Origin of the sequence: Paraburkholderia yinzeri (assembly GCF_046581065.1) — a bacterium.
In the GTDB taxonomy this organism is placed as follows: Bacteria; Pseudomonadota; Gammaproteobacteria; order Burkholderiales; family Burkholderiaceae; genus Paraburkholderia.
In genome coordinates, this window is the sequence record NZ_JBFOCJ010000001.1 from 3155965 (window position 1) to 3172616 (window position 16652).

Below are 16652 nucleotides of genomic sequence, written 5' to 3' on the forward strand. Positions count from 1 at the left end.
TGCGTCCCCCTGCCTGGCGCGGGGCTAAAACTACCGGTTCTTCTGTTCCCGATAAATCTTCAATACCGCAATTCAGCGTTACGCAATTGGTGCAGGCTCGATATACGCCGCCCGCCTCATTGCGAAAGCCGCGGCGGATAACCGAAGATTACACCGCTGACCCAACGACATTAACGCAGTTTAAACGCGAATCTCCGCGGCTGCCCGGACGTGGCCACGGCTAGTCGTTCGAAGGCCTTGTGGAGAGCCAGAAGTCATACGAAATTGAGTGCGCTCCGCCTGACCAATGGCTTTCACACGCGCATTATGAAACGCGCCAATGGCGCATTAATTCGGCATTTCGAGGTAGTTTTTTCTTGCGAGTACAGTCATTGCATTCCGATTTACCGACTACTTCACATTAAACCGTGAATGTCTGTATCGCACTGCACATGGCGTCCAATATCACGGCCGGTGGATGAAAAAATGCCGTGTATTCACGTATTTAAGTGCAAGGGAATAGCGTGTCGCCGGAGCGCGGCGGCTCGAGGCGACCGAACGACGGTTGGGGCCACGCGCCTATTGCTTCGCGCCGGCCTCGCCCCGGCGTGCGCCGAAGCCGGGCAGGCGCTTGACGAAGCCTGTCGCGAGCGCCGTGCCGGCGAGGATGGCAAGACACGCTTCGACCATGCCCGGCGATACGCGCTCGCCGAGAAAGAGCGCACCCCACAGGATGCCGAACACCGGGATCACGAACGTGACGGTGATCGTGCGCGCAGGGCCGATGGCCGCGATGAGCTTGAAGTACAGCAGATAGGCGACACCCGTGCAGACAACACCGAGCGCCAGCACCGAACTCCACGCGGTGAGCGAAAGAGCCCCCGTGGGCCAGGTGGCCACGGCGAACGGCAGAAGCACGATCGTCGCGCCGGTCAGATGGCGCTTCGTGTAGCTCGCGGCGATGCCATAGAGCAGCGCGGCAGCCAACGCGGCGAGCGCCGCGAGCGCCGTGGCCGTCGAAGACGCGCCGTCGCCCGCATGCGTGAAAATCTGGTCGCCGACAAGCGCGAGCACGCCCGCGAAACCGATCACGAGGCCCGCGACACGCAGTCCGCTCAGACGGTCCTTGAGCCACAGCCAGGCCACGACCGCGCCCCACAGCGGCGTGGTCGCATTGATGACCGACGTTACACCGGCCGAAAGCGTCAGTTCGGCCCACGCGAAAAGACAGAACGGCGCCGCCGAGTTAAGGATGCCGACCACCAGCAGCGGCCAGGCGCGCTCGCGCAGGGTGCTGATCGCCTCGCGCGCGCTGCGGCGCGAAAACAGCACGAGCAGCAGGAACAGCGCCCCAATGCCGACGCGCAGTGCCATGAGCGGCGCCACACCGAAGCCGGTCACGCCAAGACGGATGAACAGGAACGAACCGCCCCAGACAGCGGCGAGAAAGAGCAGTTGCGCGAGATTGGCGGGATTCATGACGTGGGGGCTCGAAAAAAGCTTGCCGGACGCGGGCGGGCGCGCGCGAGGCGCATCGCATATCGTACGGTGCGCAGCGCAGGGTTCATAACGAAGGATTCTCACCGATATGTGAGAAAAATTGACAGCCGATTCTTGCTCGCTCATTCGAGCGGTGTTGCGAAGCGGCGCCCTCCTTCCGAGAGCCTTCGCGCCAACGGTGCGCGGATTCCATCAGTCCGACGATCGGCGACGGCCCACGGGTGCCGCAACCTGTTCGCACTGCCAGGTCTATGCGTTGCGAATGCAACCAACCGGGCCACTTGCGGGAATGAAGCAAGCCGAAGGAATTTCTGCCGGCGCAAAGAAAAAGGGTTACAGACCGAAATCTGTAACCCTTTGATTCTTCTGGTCGGGGCGAGAGGATTTGAACCTCCGACCACCTGCACCCCATGCAGGTACGCTACCAGGCTGCGCTACGCCCCGAAAGAGCTAAACAGTATAACAGAGCCTTTGGCCAATTAGAACCGCCGCCACGAAAATTCGCGCCGGGCACTTCATTGCCCCAGCAAGTCGAGCACGTGCAGCAACTCCTTGCGCAGCTGATCGACGTCCACCATCGCCATCGTCCCCTGCCCGCCTGCCGGCGCCTGCACCACCTCCGGCTGCCCCGGCTCCTCGACCATGCCGCCGTGCGCATCCAGACGGTTGCGCGCGCCATTGATCGTGAAACCCTGCTCGTACAGCAGCTCGCGTATGCGCCGGATCAGCAGAACCTCGTGATGCTGGTAATAGCGGCGATTGCCGCGCCGCTTCACCGGCTTCAACTGCGTGAACTCCTGCTCCCAGTAACGCAGTACATGGGGCTTCACGCCGCAGAGTTCGCTCACTTCGCCTATCGTGAAGTAGCGCTTGGCGGGGATCGGAGGCAGGACGACCTTTTCGCTTGTCGATGTCATCGCCGGGTTGCCGTCGTGGTGGTTGCGCAATATCGCGTGGCCGCTTCGTCATGCTCCCCGCCTCACTGTCCCGCGGCGGGAGCACCGCTGCGGCTCTAACGGGTAAAGCTCGCTTCAGCGCCGCTTTCCACCAGCGCCTTCAATTTCTGGCTCGCATGAAACGTCACCACGCGGCGCGCGGCGATCGGAATCGCCTCGCCCGTCTTCGGATTGCGGCCAGGGCGTTGCGGCTTGTCGCGCAACTGGAAATTGCCGAAGCCCGACAGCTTGACGCTGTCGCCGCTTTCCAGCGCGTCGCGGATCACTTCGAAGAATGCTTCGACCATGTCCTTCGCTTCGCGCTTGTTGAGCCCGACGTTGTCGAACAGCAGTTCCGCCAGCTCGGCCTTGGTCAGCGTGGGCGTGTCCGTCGTGGTGTTCGACGACGAGGCAGGAATTTCGCGAATCATGGCGCTACGCTGTGCCGCAAGGAGGGCTTCGAAATCACTCGAGTTCATTTCGTTCATCTATCTTTGAAATGGCGCGCTTCCGGTTGCAACGAAGTCACATGCCGGAAGCCTGTCAACGGAACGCGTGAGCCTCTGAGGCTTTAAGTCTGAGGCCTTGAGTTTCTACCGAGGCCTCAGCCGCGCAGCCGGGCGCCATACACTCGAGCCAGGCGATCCACCAGGGACTTGATGGCCGCATCGACCGTCTCGTCCTGAAGGGTCCCGCCAGTATCTTGCAGGGTCACCCGGAAGGCAAGGCTTTTCTCGTCCGCGCCAAGTCCGGAAGTATTTGATTTTGCACGAAATTCATCGAACAGCGCAACCCTCTGGACAATCCGGCACGGCTCGTCCTGCATGCCCTGGTGGAACTCGTCCAGCAGGGCTTGCACCTCGATCTTCTGATCGACGACCAGCGCGATATCGCGTCGCACCGGCGGGAACTTCGAGACATCCGAAGGCGTCGGCAACTCGCGCGCCATCAACGCCTCCGCCTCGACCTCGAACAGGATCGGTGCGTGCGGCAAGTCGTACTTCTGCATCCAGCGCGGATGCAGTTCGCCGATCCAGCCCACGGCCTGGCCGTCCGCTTCCACGCGTGCGCTGCGGCCCGGGTGCAGCGCCGGGTGCTCCGCCTTCACGAAGCGCACCGCGCTCGGGGCAAACAGCGCTTCGAGATCGCCCTTCACGTCGAAGAAGTCCACGCCGCGCGTCGCTGTGCCCCACTGCTCGTCGAGCGCGGGACCATACGCGAGCGCACCGATCATCTTCGGCTGCGCGAAGCCTTCCACGGCCATCTCGCCGGCCTTGATCGACGGATCGTTCAGGAACACGCGGCCGGCCTCGAACACGCGCACGCGGTCTGCGCGGCGGTTGAGGTTATGGCGCAGCACGTTGATGAGGCTGCCAAAGAGCGTCGTGCGCATCACCGAAAGCTGGCTCGCGATCGGGTTCAACAGACGCACCGGCTGGTCGTTGCCCGCGAAGTCCTGCTCCCACTCGGCATCGACGAAACTGAAGTTGATCGTCTCGGCATAGTCGCGCGCGGCGAGCGCGTGACGGATCGCGTGGATCGAGCGGCGCGTCTCGTTCGTCGCGCGCATCTCGCTGCGTGCAACGGGCGGGTTCGCCGGGATTCTCTCGAAACCGTAGATACGCGCGACTTCCTCGATCAGGTCTTCCTCGATCTCGATGTCGAAGCGGTACGGCGGCGGCGTCACGCTGAAGGTATCGGCGTCACGTTCGAAGGCCAGACCAAGGCGCGTGAAGATCCCGGCAATCTCGTCCGCGCCGATCTGCACGCCGATAATGCGAGCCGCACGCGCCACGCGCATCTTCACGGGCTCGCGCGTGGGCACATTGACAGTCTGGTCGTCGACCGGGCCGGCTTCGCCGCCGCAGATATCGAGGATCAGTTGCGTGATGCGCTCGATGTGCTCGACGGTCGTGGACCAGTCCACACCGCGCTCGAAGCGGTGACCCGCGTCGGTCGAGAAATTGTAGCGGCGCGAGCGGCCGCGAATACTATCGGGCCACCAGAACGCGGCTTCCAGATAAATATTTTTCGTGTCGAGCGAGACAGCCGTGCTGTCACCGCCCATGATGCCCGCGAGGCTTTCGATCTCGCGATCGTCGGCGATCACGCCTACCGTTTCGTCGACTTCGACGGTATTGCCGTTGAGCAGCTTGAGCGTTTCGCCCTTGCGCCCCCAGCGCACGTCCATCGAGCCGTGAATCTTGTCGAGATCGAACACGTGCGAGGGGCGGCCCAGTTCAAGCATCACGTAGTTCGAAATATCGACGAGCGCCGAGATGCTGCGCTGGCCCGAACGTTCCAGGCGCTCGACCATCCATTGCGGCGTCTTCGCGTGCGCGTTCACGCCACGGATCACTCGGCCCGAGAAGCGGCCGCACAGATCCGGCGCCGAGATCTTCACAGGCAGCTTTTCGTCGAGCTTCACTTCGACCATCGGGAACACGGGCGCCTTCAATGGCGCGCCGGTGATCGCCGCGGTCTCGCGCGCGACGCCATACACCGAAAGGCAATCGGCCTTGTTCGGCGTGAGCTTGACTTCGAAGACGGTGTCGTCGAGGTTCAGCGTCTCGCGGATGTCCTGGCCAATGGGCGTGTCTTCCGGCAGGATCAGAAGGCCGCTGTGGTCCTCGGAAAGCTTGAGCTCGCGTGCCGAGCACAGCATGCCCTGGCTTTCCACGCCGCGCAGCTTCGAGAGCTTGATCGCGAACGGCTTGCCGCCCTCTTCGGCCGGCGGCAGTTCCGCGCCGACGAGCGCCACCGGCACCTTGATGCCGGGCGCGACATTGGGTGCGCCGCAGACAATGTTCAGCGTCGCGCCCGTGCCGGCATCGACCTGACACACGTTCAGCTTGTCCGCGTCCGGGTGCTTGACCACTTCGAGCACACGGCCGACCACGATCTTCGAAGTGGGCGGCGCGGCGGGACGCAGACCTTCGACTTCGAGGCCCGACATCGTGAGCGCGTGGGCCAGCTCTTCGGTCGTGAGCTTCGGATCGACAAAGCTTCTCAGCCAGGATTCGGGAAATAGCATTTCGTTTTACGTTCCAGACAGATTGAGACCGACGTGTTGCGGGCTACCGCGCACTGGTACTTCAGTGCTGCGTCCGCAACACGAACCGCGGATGCGTGGCTTCTTTACGCGAACTGGCGCAAGAAGCGCAGATCGCCTTCGAAGAAGAGGCGCAGGTCCTGCACGCCGTAGCGCAGCATCGTCAAACGCTCCAGGCCGCTGCCGAATGCGAAGCCGATATAGCGCTCCGGGTCGAGGCCCATGTTGCGGATCACCGTTGGATGCACCTGGCCCGAGCCCGAGATCTCGAGCCACTTGCCCGCATTCTTGCCTTCTTCGAACATCATGTCGATTTCGGCGGACGGCTCCGTGAACGGGAAGTACGACGGGCGGAAGCGCACCTTGATATCGTCGCGTTCGAAGAACTTCTTCAGGAAATCGGAGTAGACGCCCTTCAGGTCTGCGAAGCTGATGTTCTCTTCGATCCACAGGCCTTCGACCTGGTTGAACATCGGCGAGTGGGTGGCGTCGCTGTCCACGCGGTACGTACGGCCCGGCACGATCACCTTGATGGGCGGCGTGTGCGTGCGCGCGTAGCGCACCTGCATCGGGCTCGTGTGAGTGCGCAACAAAAGCTGACGGCCATCGGCGTCCTTGCCGTCCACGTAGAACGTGTCCTGCATCGAGCGCGCCGGATGGTTCTCGGGGCTGTTGAGCGACGTGAAGTTGTACCAGTCGGTCTCGATCTCGGGGCCGTCGGCCACGTCGAAGCCGATCGAGCCGAAAATCTGCTCGACACGCTCCCACGTCTGCATCACCGGATGCAGGCTACCCGTGCCCGTGCCGCGACCCGGCAGCGTGACGTCGATCGCTTCGGCGGCGAGGCGCTGGTTCAGCAGCGCGTCGGCAAGCGCCTGGCGGCGCGCCGTCAGGGCGGCCTCAACCTGCTGCTTCACGGCGTTGATGCGCGCGCCTTCGGTCTTGCGCGTTTCGGGATCGAGCTTGCCGAGTCCCTTCAGCAGTTCGGTCAGCGCGCCCGACTTGCCGAGAAAGCGCGCCTTCTCGTTCTCGAGCGTGTTGACGTCAAGGGCGGCAGCGAAGGCACTTTGCGCGTCGGCGACAATCTGGTCCAGATCCATTGATCCCATCTTTTCAGCGTCAGTGTTTGAGTCTTGAGCCGCGCCTCGCGAAAGACAAAGCGCGGCATGAAGCATGCGCATGAACCACGCAGGTCGCGATTCACCAACAAAAACGGGGCTCGGTGAGGAGCCCCGTTTTTGTTGCAGCATCACCGAAACAACCGGAATGTCTGCTGCAACGAACCTGCGCAATACCCGTTTGACGGGGTAACGATCAGGCGGCGACGGCGGCCTTCACTTGCTGGACGATCGCAGCAAATGCAGGCTTGTCGAATACCGCCATGTCGGCCAGGACCTTGCGGTCGAGTTCGATCGACGCCTTCTTCAGGCCGTTGATGAACACGCTGTAGGTCATGTCGTGCTGACGCACCGCCGCGTTGATACGCGTGATCCACAGTGCGCGGAACACACGCTTCTTGTTGCGGCGATCGCGGTAGGCGTACTGGCCCGCGCGCATGACCGCCTGCTTGGCGATGCGATAGACGTTATTGCGACGGCCGCGGTAACCCTTGGCCAGCTTGATGATCTTCTTGTGACGGGCCCGTGCGGTAACCCCACGTTTGACTCGAGGCATGTTTAGCTCCTGTGAGTTATCGGTTGAGTTACGCGAACGGCAGCATTGCGCGCACGGACTTCAGATCGGAATCGTGAACGGCCGTGGCACCACGCAGATGACGCTTGTTCTTGGTGGTCTTCTTGGTCAGGATGTGACGCTTGAAGGCTTGACCGCGCTTGACGGTACCACCCGGACGCACCACGAAGCGCTTTGCAGCGCTCTTCTTGGTCTTCATCTTGGGCATGACGAATAACTCCATTATTTGATGGACATGGGTGTGCGGCTGGCTCGATGTTCAAGACACCTTGCCCTTCGACCGCCCTTCGAAACCCACTCCACTTGTTTTCGCAGCTGGCCGCTTTTAAAAAGCCTGATACTGGCCGCCGCTTTCAGGAAAAACGCCCGTTTGCCGCACGCTCGTGCGGCGCGCGGGTGCCGTTCCGGAACCTGCTTCCCGCCGCGGCTGCAAATGTCGCCGCGGCGCACTTCAAACTTCACCTGCCTGCCTCTGCCGTGCCGCCTGAGGCGCACAGCATACGCTTACTTCTTTTTCTTCGGAGCGAGCACCATGATCATCTGGCGCCCTTCCATTTTCGGCATCTGCTCGACCTGGCCTACCTCATCGAGGTCGGTACGCAGACGCTCGAGCATGCGCATGCCGATTTCCTGGTGGGCCATTTCGCGCCCCCGGAAACGCAACGTGATCTTCGTCTTGTCGCCGTCTTCGAGGAAGCGGACGAGATTGCGCAGCTTGACGTTGTAGTCGCCGTCGTCGGTACCCGGGCGGAACTTGACTTCCTTGACCTGGATGACCTTCTGCTTGAGCTTGGCCTCGTGCTGCTTCTTCGCCTCCTGGTACTTGAACTTGCCGTAGTCCATCAAACGGCACACCGGGGGCGCTGCCTGCGGGGCAATTTCAACCAGATCGACGTCCTGTTGTTCCGACAGGCGGAACGCATCGGCCAGCTTTACGATGCCGAGCGGCTCATTGTCGATTCCGACGAGACGCACCTCGGGTGCAGTAATTTCACCGTTGATGCGATGCGGCTTATCAGTAGCGATGTTACGTTTCCTCTAAAAATTAAAAAAACGAGCCGCGCTGCTCCGGTGGTTTACCGGAACGTCTGCACGTCTTCGCGCAGACGCTCCAGGAACGCGTCGACGGGCATCACGCCCAGATCGACACCGCCACGGGCACGCACGGCTACCGTTTGTGCTTCACGCTCTTTGTCGCCGACGACAAGCAGGTACGGAACCTTTTCGAGCGTGTGCTCGCGTATTTTATAGCTAATTTTCTCGTTGCGCAAATCCGCCTGCACTCTAACCCCTTGTTTTTGCAACGATTGGGCCAGATTAGCGGCATATTCGGCCTGACTTTCCGCGATATTCATCACAACGGCCTGCACGGGCGCGAGCCACGGCGGCATCGCACCGGCATGGTGCTCGATCAGAATGCCGAGGAAACGCTCCATCGAACCGAGGATCGCCCGGTGCAGCATGATCGGACGGCGGCGGCTGTTGTCCTCCGCCACGTACTCGGCGTCAAGGCGCTCCGGCAGCACCATGTCGAGCTGCAGCGTGCCGCACTGCCACGAGCGGCCGAGCGCGTCCTTGATGTGGTACTCGACCTTCGGGCCGTAGAACGCGCCCTCGCCCGGCAGTTCTTCCCACGCGAGGCCGCAGGCCGTCAGCGCGTTGCGCAGGCCCTGTTCGGCGTGATCCCACGTCTCATCCGTCCCCGCGCGCGAATCGGGGCGCAGCGAGAGCTTGATGTCGATGTGATCGAACCCGAAATCCTTGTAGATGCTCATCGCGAGCGTGTTGAACGCAATCGACTCGCTGATGATCTGGTCTTCCGTGCAGAAGATATGCGCATCGTCCTGCACGAAACCGCGCACGCGCATCAGGCCATGCAGCGCGCCCGACGCCTCGTTGCGGTGGCACGAGCCGAATTCGGCGTAGCGCAGCGGCAGGTCGCGATACGAACGCAGGCCGTGATTGAAGACCTGGACGTGGCCCGGGCAGTTCATCGGCTTGATCGCGTAGTCGCGCTTTTCCGATTCCGTCGTGAACATGTTTTCACGATAGTTCTGCCAGTGGCCCGACGCTTCCCACAGCGAGCGGTCCATGATCATCGGCGTCTTGATCTCGTCGTAGCCGGCCTCGCGCAGGCGGCCGCGCATGTACTGCTCGACCTGCTGCCAGAGCGTCCAGCCCTTCGGGTGCCAGAACACCATGCCCGGCGACTCGTCCTGCATGTGGAACAGGTCGAGCTGCTTGCCGAGCTTGCGGTGGTCGCGCTTCTCGGCTTCTTCGAGCATATGCAGGTACTGATCCTGGTCTTCCTTCTTCGTCCAGGCCGTGCCGTAGATGCGCTGCAGCTGCTCGTTCTTCGCGTCGCCGCGCCAGTAGGCGCCCGCGACCTTCATGAGCTTGAAGACCTTCAGCTTGCCCGTGGACGGCACGTGCGGGCCGCGGCACAAGTCCGTGAAGCCGCCGTGCGAATAGAGCTTGATCTCCTGGTCGCCCGGAATCGACTCGATGATCTCGGCCTTGTACTTTTCGCCGATGCTCTTGAAATAATCCACCGCATCGCCACGCGAAACGACGCGGCGCGACACCGGCTCGTCCTTCTTCGCAAGTTCCTGCATGCGCTTTTCGATCTTTTCGAGATCTTCGGGCGTGAAGGGGCGGCTGTAGGCGAAGTCGTAGTAGAAGCCGTTGTCGATGACCGGGCCGATCGTGACCTGCGCCTCCGGGAACAGCTCCTTCACCGCGTAGGCCAAAAGGTGCGCCGTGGAGTGGCGGATGATGTCGAGGCCGTCGGCATCCTTGTCCGTGACGATGGCGAGCGATGCGTCGCGATCGATCAGCGCCGACGTGTCGACCAGTTCGCCGTCGAGCTTGCCGCCGAGCGCCGCCTTGGCGAGACCGGGGCCGATCGAGGCCGCCACTTCGGCGACCGTGACGGGATGATCGTACTGTCGAACCGAACCATCGGGCAGACGTATCGCAACCATGTTTTTCTCCAGAGGTGCCGCAGCGGCACGTCGTTTCGTTTGTCAAACCGATCCGCGCAAAAGCTCGCGGCGAAAAAAAATGCGGCCCCGCTTTCGAGGGGCCGCATTCACTTTTTCAAACCAGACTGCAGGGGGCGAAAGAGGTCCTCGACTAGCGTCGTTCCGAAGTCGTTTCGGTAAACGTTCGCGGTGTCATAACCGTATTCGCCCTTTGGCGCTTCCTTGTGAAACAAGCAGGAACCGGCGCTTTACTGCACTTGAAGCCTCGCCAGTGTTCAGGCGTTGCTTCGATTTCGTTGGTAGGCTCGATTGGACTCGAACCAACGACCCCCACCATGTCAAGGTGGTGCTCTAACCAGCTGAGCTACGAGCCTAAAGAAGTGAGATTATATGAAGTTCCGGTGGGCCTGACAAGCATTTTTTGCAGCGCGGCATTTCGCGCGCCGCCGCCGGGCATTCGCCCCGGCGCCTTCACCCCTTGCGCGACGCCCTCACCACGCCGCCCACCTCGCCCAGCAGCACGCACGCGCGCTGGATCTGGGCTGAACTCGACACTTCGACCGTGAACTGCATGTACGCCGCGTTACGCCGCGACTGTGTCTTCACGCCGATCACGTTCATCTTCTCGCGCGCAAACACTTCCGAGATGTCGCGCAAGAGCCCCTGACGGTCGCTCGCCTCGATCAGGATATCGACCGGGTAGACCGACTGGCCGCGCCCACCCATCACGTCGGACGACCAGGTGGTCTGCAGCAGGCGTTCCGGCGAACGGCGCGCCATGCGCAGGAAGGTCGGGCAGTCGCTGCGGTGGATCGACATGCCCTTGCCGCGCGTGACGAAGCCGCTGATGTCGTCCGGCGGCGCCGGCCGGCAACAACGCGCAAGCTGCGTCAGGAGCGCATCCACGCCCACCACGAGCACGCCCGACGACGCGCCGTGCGCCACATTGGCCCCGCTCGCGCGCTTGGTGAACTGCTCGGGCGTCGCTTCTTCCTCCGGCTCGGCAACCGGTGCGTCGTGCAGCGCCTGCTCGACGTTGCGCAGGCTGAATTCTTCCTTGCCCACCGCGGCGAACAACTCTTCGGGCGTCTTGAAGCCGAGCCTGGCCGCCAGCTGATCGAGGCTGACCGAGGTACGGCCCTCGCGCTGCAGCGTCTTTTCGACCAGCACGCGGCCGTTCGCGATGTTCTCCTGCGAGTCGACCGCGTTGAACCACGCGCGCACCTTCTGCCGTGCGCGCGTGCTGTGCAGATAACCCAGTTGCGGATTGAGCCAGTCGCGCGAAGGACCGCCCTCCTTCACCGAAACGATCTCGACGGTCTGGCCGTTCTGCAGTGCCGTGTTGAGCGGCACCATCGCGCCATCCACGCGCGCGCCGCGGCAGCGGTGCCCAAGCTCGCTGTGCAGGTGATAGGCGAAGTCGAGCGGCGTCGCACCCAGCGGCAGCGCGATCACGCGCGCCTGCGGCGTGAGTACGTAGATGTGGTCGTCGTCGAGCGTAGCCTTGCGCAACTCTTCCCACGGCTGACGGGTATCGGCAACGTCGTCTTTCCAGGCAAGCAGTTGGCGCAGCCACGCGATCTTCTCGTCGTAGCTGCCGCTCGTGCTGAACTGGCCGCCATAGCCCTTCGACCCGGCCTCCTTGTAGCGCCAGTGCGCCGCGACGCCGTACTCCGCGAACTGGTGCATTTCCTGCGTGCGGATCTGCACTTCGAATGCACGGCCGTCGTCGCCGATCACGACCGTATGCAGCGAGCGATAGCCGTTCGGCTTGGGCCGCGAGATGTAGTCGTCGAATTCTTTCGGCACCGGCTGCCAGAGGTTGTGCACGATGCCGAGCACCGTGTAGCAATCCTTGATATCCGGCACGATCACGCGAAACGCGCGCACGTCGTAGAGCTCGGAGAAGTCGAGATCCTTGCCCCGCATCTTCTTCCAGATGCTGTAGATGTGCTTGGGCCGCCCGCTCACCTCGGCCGGGATATGCGCGGCCGCGAGTTCCTGCTGAAGCCGCGAGATGGCGTCGGCGACATAGCTCTCGCGCTCGACGCGCTTCTCGTCGAGCAGCTTCGCGATGCGCTTGTAGGTAGCGGGCTCCTCGAAGCGAAACGCGAGGTCTTCGAGCTCCCACTTCAGTTGCCAGATGCCGAGCCGGTTCGCGAGCGGCGCGTAGATCTCGAGCGTCTCGCGCGCCACTTCGGGCGCGGGCGTGATCTTCGCCGCGGCGTAATAGCGGAGCGACTGCAGCCGCGACGCGAGGCGGATCAGCACGACGCGAATGTCCTGCGCGAACGCGAGCAGCATCTTGCGCAGCGACTCGACCTGGGCCCGGCGCTCGGCCTGCGCGTCGCGGCCCGTGTCGGCCGCGGCGTTCTGCGCCACGCGCACGCTCACGGTGCCGAGCCGCAGCAGTTTGCGCACGTCGAAGACGAGTTTCGCCACTTCCGCGCCGAAACGCGCTTCGAGCGTCGTCTCCGGATCGTCGAGATGCGGCGCGAGATTGAAGAGCGCCGCCGCGAGCACCGCGGGCGGATCGACGTTGAGGCGCCCCACGGCCGCAGCCGTGCCTCGCGCGTGCTCGACGAGCAGTTCGCCCGTGGACAGGCGTGCGTCGCCCGCGTGCTCGTGCACGAACGCAAGCGCGTCTTCGATCGACGGCAGCGCGGCAGGCGGGGGCGGAAGGGAATCGCTACTCATGAGACAGTGCCCGTCAGGTAATGGAACAGGAACGGGCTACGGCAAAACGAACGAATAAATCAGTCGCGCTGCGCGGCCACCACGACGACTTCGACGAGGCATTCCGGATTCGCGAGCTTCGCTTCGACCGTCGCGCGCGGCGGCGTCGCACCCTGTGCGACCCAGGCGTCCCATACGGCGTTCATGCCCGCGAAATCCTTCATGTCGGCGATATAAATCTGCACCGAGAGCAGCAGCGACTTGTCGCTGTTCGCTTCGCCCAGCAGACGATCGATATGGCCGAGCACCTCGCGCATCTGCCCGGTGATGTCCTGCTTCGTGTCTTCCGCGATTTGCCCTGCCAGATAAACGGTGCCGTTGTGAATGGCGGTTTCCGAAAGACGCGGGCCGACGTGGTGACGAATGACTGCCATGAAAATTCCCGTAGAAGTTGAATGCATGCGCCCACCGCTCAAGCGAGGTCGGCGCCAGCCAATCTCATATTATGACGCGTCGGCGCGGGCTCCGGAAAAGAAACCCCGCGCCACCTCGATCTGGTCGGCCGACAAAAACGCCGGCGCGTGACCCACGCCCGCGATTTCGACGCTTGACACGTTGTGTCCCACCTCAACCATCTTCGCGACCGTGTCGCGCGACAGCAGATCCGACTGAGCACCGCGCACGACCCGCACCGCGCCCTTGAACGCCGCCAGCGAACGCCACAAGAACTGCTCGCCCTGTTCGGTCTGCTCGGGCGTGACCGATTTGATCGGCTCGGCGATGCGCGGGTCGTACCGGAAGCGCCACTCGCCATCCACCTCGTGCAACAGCGGCGTGTTGATCTCGCGCCATTCCCCGGCAGCGAGCGGGCCGAACGATGCCGCGAGCAATGCGGCGTGATCGACACCCGCCTGCAGCGAAGGGAAACGCTCGTCGCGGCCGACGTATTCGCCGATCCGGGCGAGCGCCTCGGGCTCGATATGGGGGCCGACGTCGTTGAGCAGCATGCGCCCGATCGGCATATCGGGCAGACCGGCGAGCGCCATGCCGATCAGCCCGCCCATCGATGTGCCGAACCAGTCCACGGTCTCGACGCCCGCGCGCGCGATCAGCGTCACCATATCGGCGACGTACTGCGCCACGCCATAGCCGCGCGGGTCGACGAGCCACGACGACAACCCACGGCCGACGACGTCGGGACAGATGACGCGATACGTGTCGGACAACGCGGCGGCAAGCCGGTCGAAATCGCGGCTCGAACGCGTGAGCCCATGCACGCAGACGAGCACGCGCGGATTGGCGGGCTCGCCCCATTCGGTATAGGCAATGCGATGCAGGCCCGAGGGGCTGAGGCACTGAACATGGTGTTGACGCGGCACGGCGGAGGGTACGCTCATCGCAGGGTCTTCATGGAAGGCTGTGGGCCGATTGTAAACGGCTTTGCGCCGCGGGATGGGCCGGCGCGGCCAATGCGTCCGCCCGAATCCACCCGAATACCGGCGCTGGAAAACAAAACGGGCGGAACCGAAGTCCCGCCCGCGTGCAGCAAGTCATGCTGCCAACGGCCAGCGCGATCAGCCCACCGCGCTCACGTCGAGCGGTGCGCCCGTCTTCGCCTTGATCTCATCGACGCTCACGCCCGGCGCCAGCTCGGTCACCTTCAGGCCCGAGTCGGTCACTTCGATCACGCCGAGGTCGGTGATGATGATGTCCACCACACCCACGCCCGTGAGCGGCAGCGTGCACGCTTCGAGAATCTTGTGCTGGTCGCCCTTCGCCACGTGCTCCATGAGCACGACCACGCGCTTGACGCCCGCCACGAGATCCATCGCGCCGCCCATGCCCTTGATCATCTTGCCCGGGATCATCCAGTTCGCGAGGTCGCCCTTCTCGCTCACCTGCATCGCGCCGAGGATCGCCAGATTGATGTGGCCGCCGCGGATCATCGCGAACGAGTCCGCCGAAGAGAAGATCGACGAGCCGGCCAACGTCGTCACCGTCTGCTTGCCGGCGTTGATCATGTCGGCGTCCACCTGATCTTCCATCGGGAACGGGCCGATGCCGAGCAGGCCGTTTTCCGATTGCAGCCACACTTCCACGCCCGCGGGCACGTGGTTCGCCACGAGCGTCGGCAGACCGATGCCGAGGTTCACGTAGAAGCCGTCCTGCAGTTCCTTCGCCGCGCGCGCGGCCATTTCGTCACGATTCCATGCCATGATCGCTCTCCCCTCTCAGGCGCTCGCCGAAGCGCGCACGGTGCGTTGTTCGATGCGTTTCTCCGGGTGCGCATTGAGCACGATGCGCTGCACGAAGATACCTGGCGTATGGACCGCGTCCGGATCGAGTTCGCCGTTCTCGACGATCTCCTCCACTTCCACGACCGTGATCTTGCCCGCCATCGCGCACATCGGGTTGAAGTTGCGCGCCGTGCGGCGATAGATCAGATTGCCCGACTTGTCGGCCTTCCACGCCTTCACGAGCGCCACGTCGGCCGTGAGCGAGGGCTCCAGCACGTAGTGCCGGTCGCCGAACTGGCGCGTTTCCTTGCCCTCGGCGATCAGCGTGCCGTAGCCCGTGTTCGTGAAGAACGCCGGGATGCCCGCGCCGCCCGCGCGCAGCTTCTCGGCCAGCGTGCCCTGCGGCGTGAATTCGAGTTCGAGTTCGCCCGAGAGATACTGGCGCTCGAATTCCTTGTTCTCGCCCACATACGACGAGATCATCTTCTTGATCTGGCGCGTTTCCAGCAGCAGGCCGAGGCCGAAGCCATCCACGCCCGCGTTGTTGCTGATGCAGGTAATCCCCTTCACGCCCGAATCGCGCAGCGCGCCGATCAGCGCCTCGGGAATGCCGCACAGCCCGAAGCCGCCAACCGCGAAGATCTGGCCGTCCTCGACGATGCCTTCGAGCGCGGCGGCCGCGCTTGCATAGACTTTGTTCATCAGTGTGTCCCTTCCTCGAATGGAAATCCGTCGATCCGCTTTGTTCCGCTAATTCCGCTTCGTCCCGGCCATGCCGGCCGTGGCGCACCGGGCGTACCAAGCGTCGGGCACGCCCCGGCAAAGCCTCATTCTATCCACGCAGGAGTGGCGTTGCCGTGAACCTGACACGCGCCGGATTGCCCCTGCAACCGTCCCTCCAATGGGTGCAAAGCGTACGCTTGCGGCCCGATGCGGCACAATACGCAAAACTACATAAAGCAATACCCGCACCGCCGCCATGCCATCCCCGTCCGCCACGTCCGCCCCGCTCGATTACCAGACCGCGTTCCACCTCGCGCCCATCGGCCTCGTGCTCGCGCGCGAACGCATCGTCGAGGACTGCAACGACGAGGTAGCGGCCATCTTCCGCTGCACGCGCGAGGCGCTGATCGGCCAGTCGTTCCAGGTGTTGTATCCGTCGGCGGACGAGTTCGAGCGCATCGGCGCGCGCATCCCGCCCATCATGACGGCGCAAGGCAGCTACGCGGACGACCGCATCATGAAACGCGCCGACGGCGAGCTGTTCTGGTGTCACGTGACGGGCCGCTCGCTCGACCGGACGGCACCCCACGGGGCCGGCGTCTGGACTTTCGAGGATCTGAGCGCGACACGGCGCGTTGCGGTCGAGCTCACGCCGCGCGAGCGCGAAATCGCCGCGCAACTGGTGACGGGCAAGACGAGCAAGCAGATCGGGCGGATTCTGGATATCAGCTCGCGCACGGTGGACGTCTACCGCGCGCGGCTGATGCGCAAGTACGACACGGGCAACGCGACGGAATTGCTGCAAAGGCTCCTGGGACAGTGAAGGGACTGCCGCGGGAACGCCCTGGGGCGCGCGGCCCCGTTGCGGCCACGG

15 protein-coding genes and 2 tRNA genes are annotated in these 16652 nt (G+C 63.4%); 1 reads left to right on the plus strand and 16 read right to left on the minus strand.

Going from position 1 to position 16652, the window contains the following annotated elements; translation table 11 throughout:
* Positions 1–558: 558 nt before the first annotated feature.
* From WJ542_RS15035 to WJ542_RS15110, 16 genes are all read right to left on the minus strand, one after another.
* Positions 559–1458: a DMT family transporter gene (locus WJ542_RS15035; protein WP_411190002.1), complete on the minus strand. Its 900-nt coding sequence runs from the start codon at positions 1456–1458 to the stop codon at positions 559–561.
* Between the two features lie 388 nt (positions 1459–1846).
* Positions 1847–1923 (minus strand) — tRNA-Pro (locus WJ542_RS15040).
* 71 nt (positions 1924–1994) lie between these two features.
* Positions 1995–2396 carry a MerR family transcriptional regulator gene (locus WJ542_RS15045; RefSeq protein ID WP_411190003.1) on the minus strand — a complete coding sequence of 134 codons (402 nt, stop codon included), beginning with the start codon at positions 2394–2396 and terminating at the stop codon, positions 1995–1997.
* A 95-nt stretch (positions 2397–2491) separates the two neighbouring features.
* Positions 2492–2902, minus strand: a complete 411-nt coding sequence (locus tag WJ542_RS15050; protein ID WP_027793438.1) for an integration host factor subunit alpha — start codon at positions 2900–2902, stop codon at positions 2492–2494.
* A gap of 116 nt (positions 2903–3018) precedes the next feature.
* Positions 3019–5448 carry a phenylalanine--tRNA ligase subunit beta gene (gene pheT / locus WJ542_RS15055; protein WP_411190004.1) on the minus strand — a complete coding sequence of 810 codons (2430 nt, stop codon included), beginning with the start codon at positions 5446–5448 and terminating at the stop codon, positions 3019–3021.
* Positions 5449–5552: 104 nt separating this feature from the next.
* Positions 5553–6566 carry a phenylalanine--tRNA ligase subunit alpha gene (gene pheS / locus WJ542_RS15060; RefSeq protein WP_411190005.1) on the minus strand — a complete coding sequence of 338 codons (1014 nt, stop codon included), beginning with the start codon at positions 6564–6566 and terminating at the stop codon, positions 5553–5555.
* Between the two features lie 214 nt (positions 6567–6780).
* The gene (gene rplT, locus WJ542_RS15065) at positions 6781–7140 is read right to left on the minus strand and encodes a 50S ribosomal protein L20 (protein WP_028229343.1); all 360 of its coding nucleotides are present in this window, start codon (positions 7138–7140) and stop codon (positions 6781–6783) included.
* Positions 7141–7168: 28 nt separating this feature from the next.
* Positions 7169–7366, minus strand: coding sequence for a 50S ribosomal protein L35 (gene rpmI / locus WJ542_RS15070; RefSeq protein WP_027793434.1), 198 nt, complete (start codon positions 7364–7366; stop codon positions 7169–7171).
* Between the two features lie 296 nt (positions 7367–7662).
* Complete coding sequence (gene infC, locus WJ542_RS15075; RefSeq protein ID WP_411190577.1) at positions 7663–8184, minus strand: translation initiation factor IF-3; 522 nt, start codon at positions 8182–8184, stop codon at positions 7663–7665.
* 50 nt (positions 8185–8234) lie between these two features.
* Positions 8235–10142: a threonine--tRNA ligase gene (thrS, locus tag WJ542_RS15080; protein ID WP_411190006.1), complete on the minus strand. Its 1908-nt coding sequence runs from the start codon at positions 10140–10142 to the stop codon at positions 8235–8237.
* Between the two features lie 297 nt (positions 10143–10439).
* A tRNA-Val gene (locus tag WJ542_RS15085) sits at positions 10440–10516 on the minus strand.
* A 97-nt stretch (positions 10517–10613) separates the two neighbouring features.
* Positions 10614–12839, minus strand: a complete 2226-nt coding sequence (locus WJ542_RS15090; protein ID WP_411190007.1) for a RelA/SpoT family protein — start codon at positions 12837–12839, stop codon at positions 10614–10616.
* Positions 12840–12898: 59 nt separating this feature from the next.
* Positions 12899–13252 (minus strand): RidA family protein, encoded by a 354-nt coding sequence (locus WJ542_RS15095; RefSeq protein ID WP_411190008.1) that lies wholly within the window; start codon positions 13250–13252, stop codon positions 12899–12901.
* 69 nt (positions 13253–13321) lie between these two features.
* On the minus strand, positions 13322–14215 hold the full coding sequence (locus tag WJ542_RS15100; RefSeq protein ID WP_411190009.1) for an alpha/beta fold hydrolase: 894 nt from the start codon (positions 14213–14215) through the stop codon (positions 13322–13324).
* A 177-nt stretch (positions 14216–14392) separates the two neighbouring features.
* Positions 14393–15034: a CoA transferase subunit B gene (locus tag WJ542_RS15105; protein WP_411190010.1), complete on the minus strand. Its 642-nt coding sequence runs from the start codon at positions 15032–15034 to the stop codon at positions 14393–14395.
* A 15-nt stretch (positions 15035–15049) separates the two neighbouring features.
* Complete coding sequence (locus WJ542_RS15110; RefSeq protein ID WP_411190011.1) at positions 15050–15757, minus strand: CoA transferase subunit A; 708 nt, start codon at positions 15755–15757, stop codon at positions 15050–15052.
* 277 nt (positions 15758–16034) lie between these two features.
* Here WJ542_RS15110 and WJ542_RS15115 point away from each other — a divergent pair, with 277 nt between their 5' ends.
* Positions 16035–16601, plus strand: a complete 567-nt coding sequence (locus WJ542_RS15115) for a LuxR C-terminal-related transcriptional regulator (RefSeq protein WP_411190012.1) — start codon at positions 16035–16037, stop codon at positions 16599–16601.
* Positions 16602–16652 lie beyond the last annotated feature (51 nt).

Bases quoted from the DNA above. Each gene is read 5' to 3' on its own strand.
- WJ542_RS15100 (WP_411190009.1), bottom strand. From the start codon at position 14,215: ATGAGCGTACCCTCCGCCGTGCCGCGTCAACACCATGTTCAGTGCCTC.
- rpmI (WP_027793434.1), bottom strand. From the start codon at position 7,366: ATGCCCAAGATGAAGACCAAGAAGAGCGCTGCAAAGCGCTTCGTGGTG.
- WJ542_RS15095 (WP_411190008.1), bottom strand. From the start codon at position 13,252: ATGGCAGTCATTCGTCACCACGTCGGCCCGCGTCTTTCGGAAACCGCC.
- thrS (WP_411190006.1), bottom strand. From the start codon at position 10,142: ATGGTTGCGATACGTCTGCCCGATGGTTCGGTTCGACAGTACGATCAT.
- WJ542_RS15090 (WP_411190007.1), bottom strand. From the start codon at position 12,839: ATGAGTAGCGATTCCCTTCCGCCCCCGCCTGCCGCGCTGCCGTCGATC.
- WJ542_RS15110 (WP_411190011.1), bottom strand. From the start codon at position 15,757: ATGAACAAAGTCTATGCAAGCGCGGCCGCCGCGCTCGAAGGCATCGTC.
- rplT (WP_028229343.1), bottom strand. From the start codon at position 7,140: ATGCCTCGAGTCAAACGTGGGGTTACCGCACGGGCCCGTCACAAGAAG.
- WJ542_RS15115 (WP_411190012.1), top strand. From the start codon at position 16,035: ATGCCATCCCCGTCCGCCACGTCCGCCCCGCTCGATTACCAGACCGCG.
- pheT (WP_411190004.1), bottom strand. From the start codon at position 5,448: ATGCTATTTCCCGAATCCTGGCTGAGAAGCTTTGTCGATCCGAAGCTC.
- WJ542_RS15045 (WP_411190003.1), bottom strand. From the start codon at position 2,396: ATGACATCGACAAGCGAAAAGGTCGTCCTGCCTCCGATCCCCGCCAAG.
- WJ542_RS15050 (WP_027793438.1), bottom strand. From the start codon at position 2,902: ATGAACGAAATGAACTCGAGTGATTTCGAAGCCCTCCTTGCGGCACAG.
- WJ542_RS15105 (WP_411190010.1), bottom strand. From the start codon at position 15,034: ATGGCATGGAATCGTGACGAAATGGCCGCGCGCGCGGCGAAGGAACTG.
- pheS (WP_411190005.1), bottom strand. From the start codon at position 6,566: ATGGATCTGGACCAGATTGTCGCCGACGCGCAAAGTGCCTTCGCTGCC.
- WJ542_RS15035 (WP_411190002.1), bottom strand. From the start codon at position 1,458: ATGAATCCCGCCAATCTCGCGCAACTGCTCTTTCTCGCCGCTGTCTGG.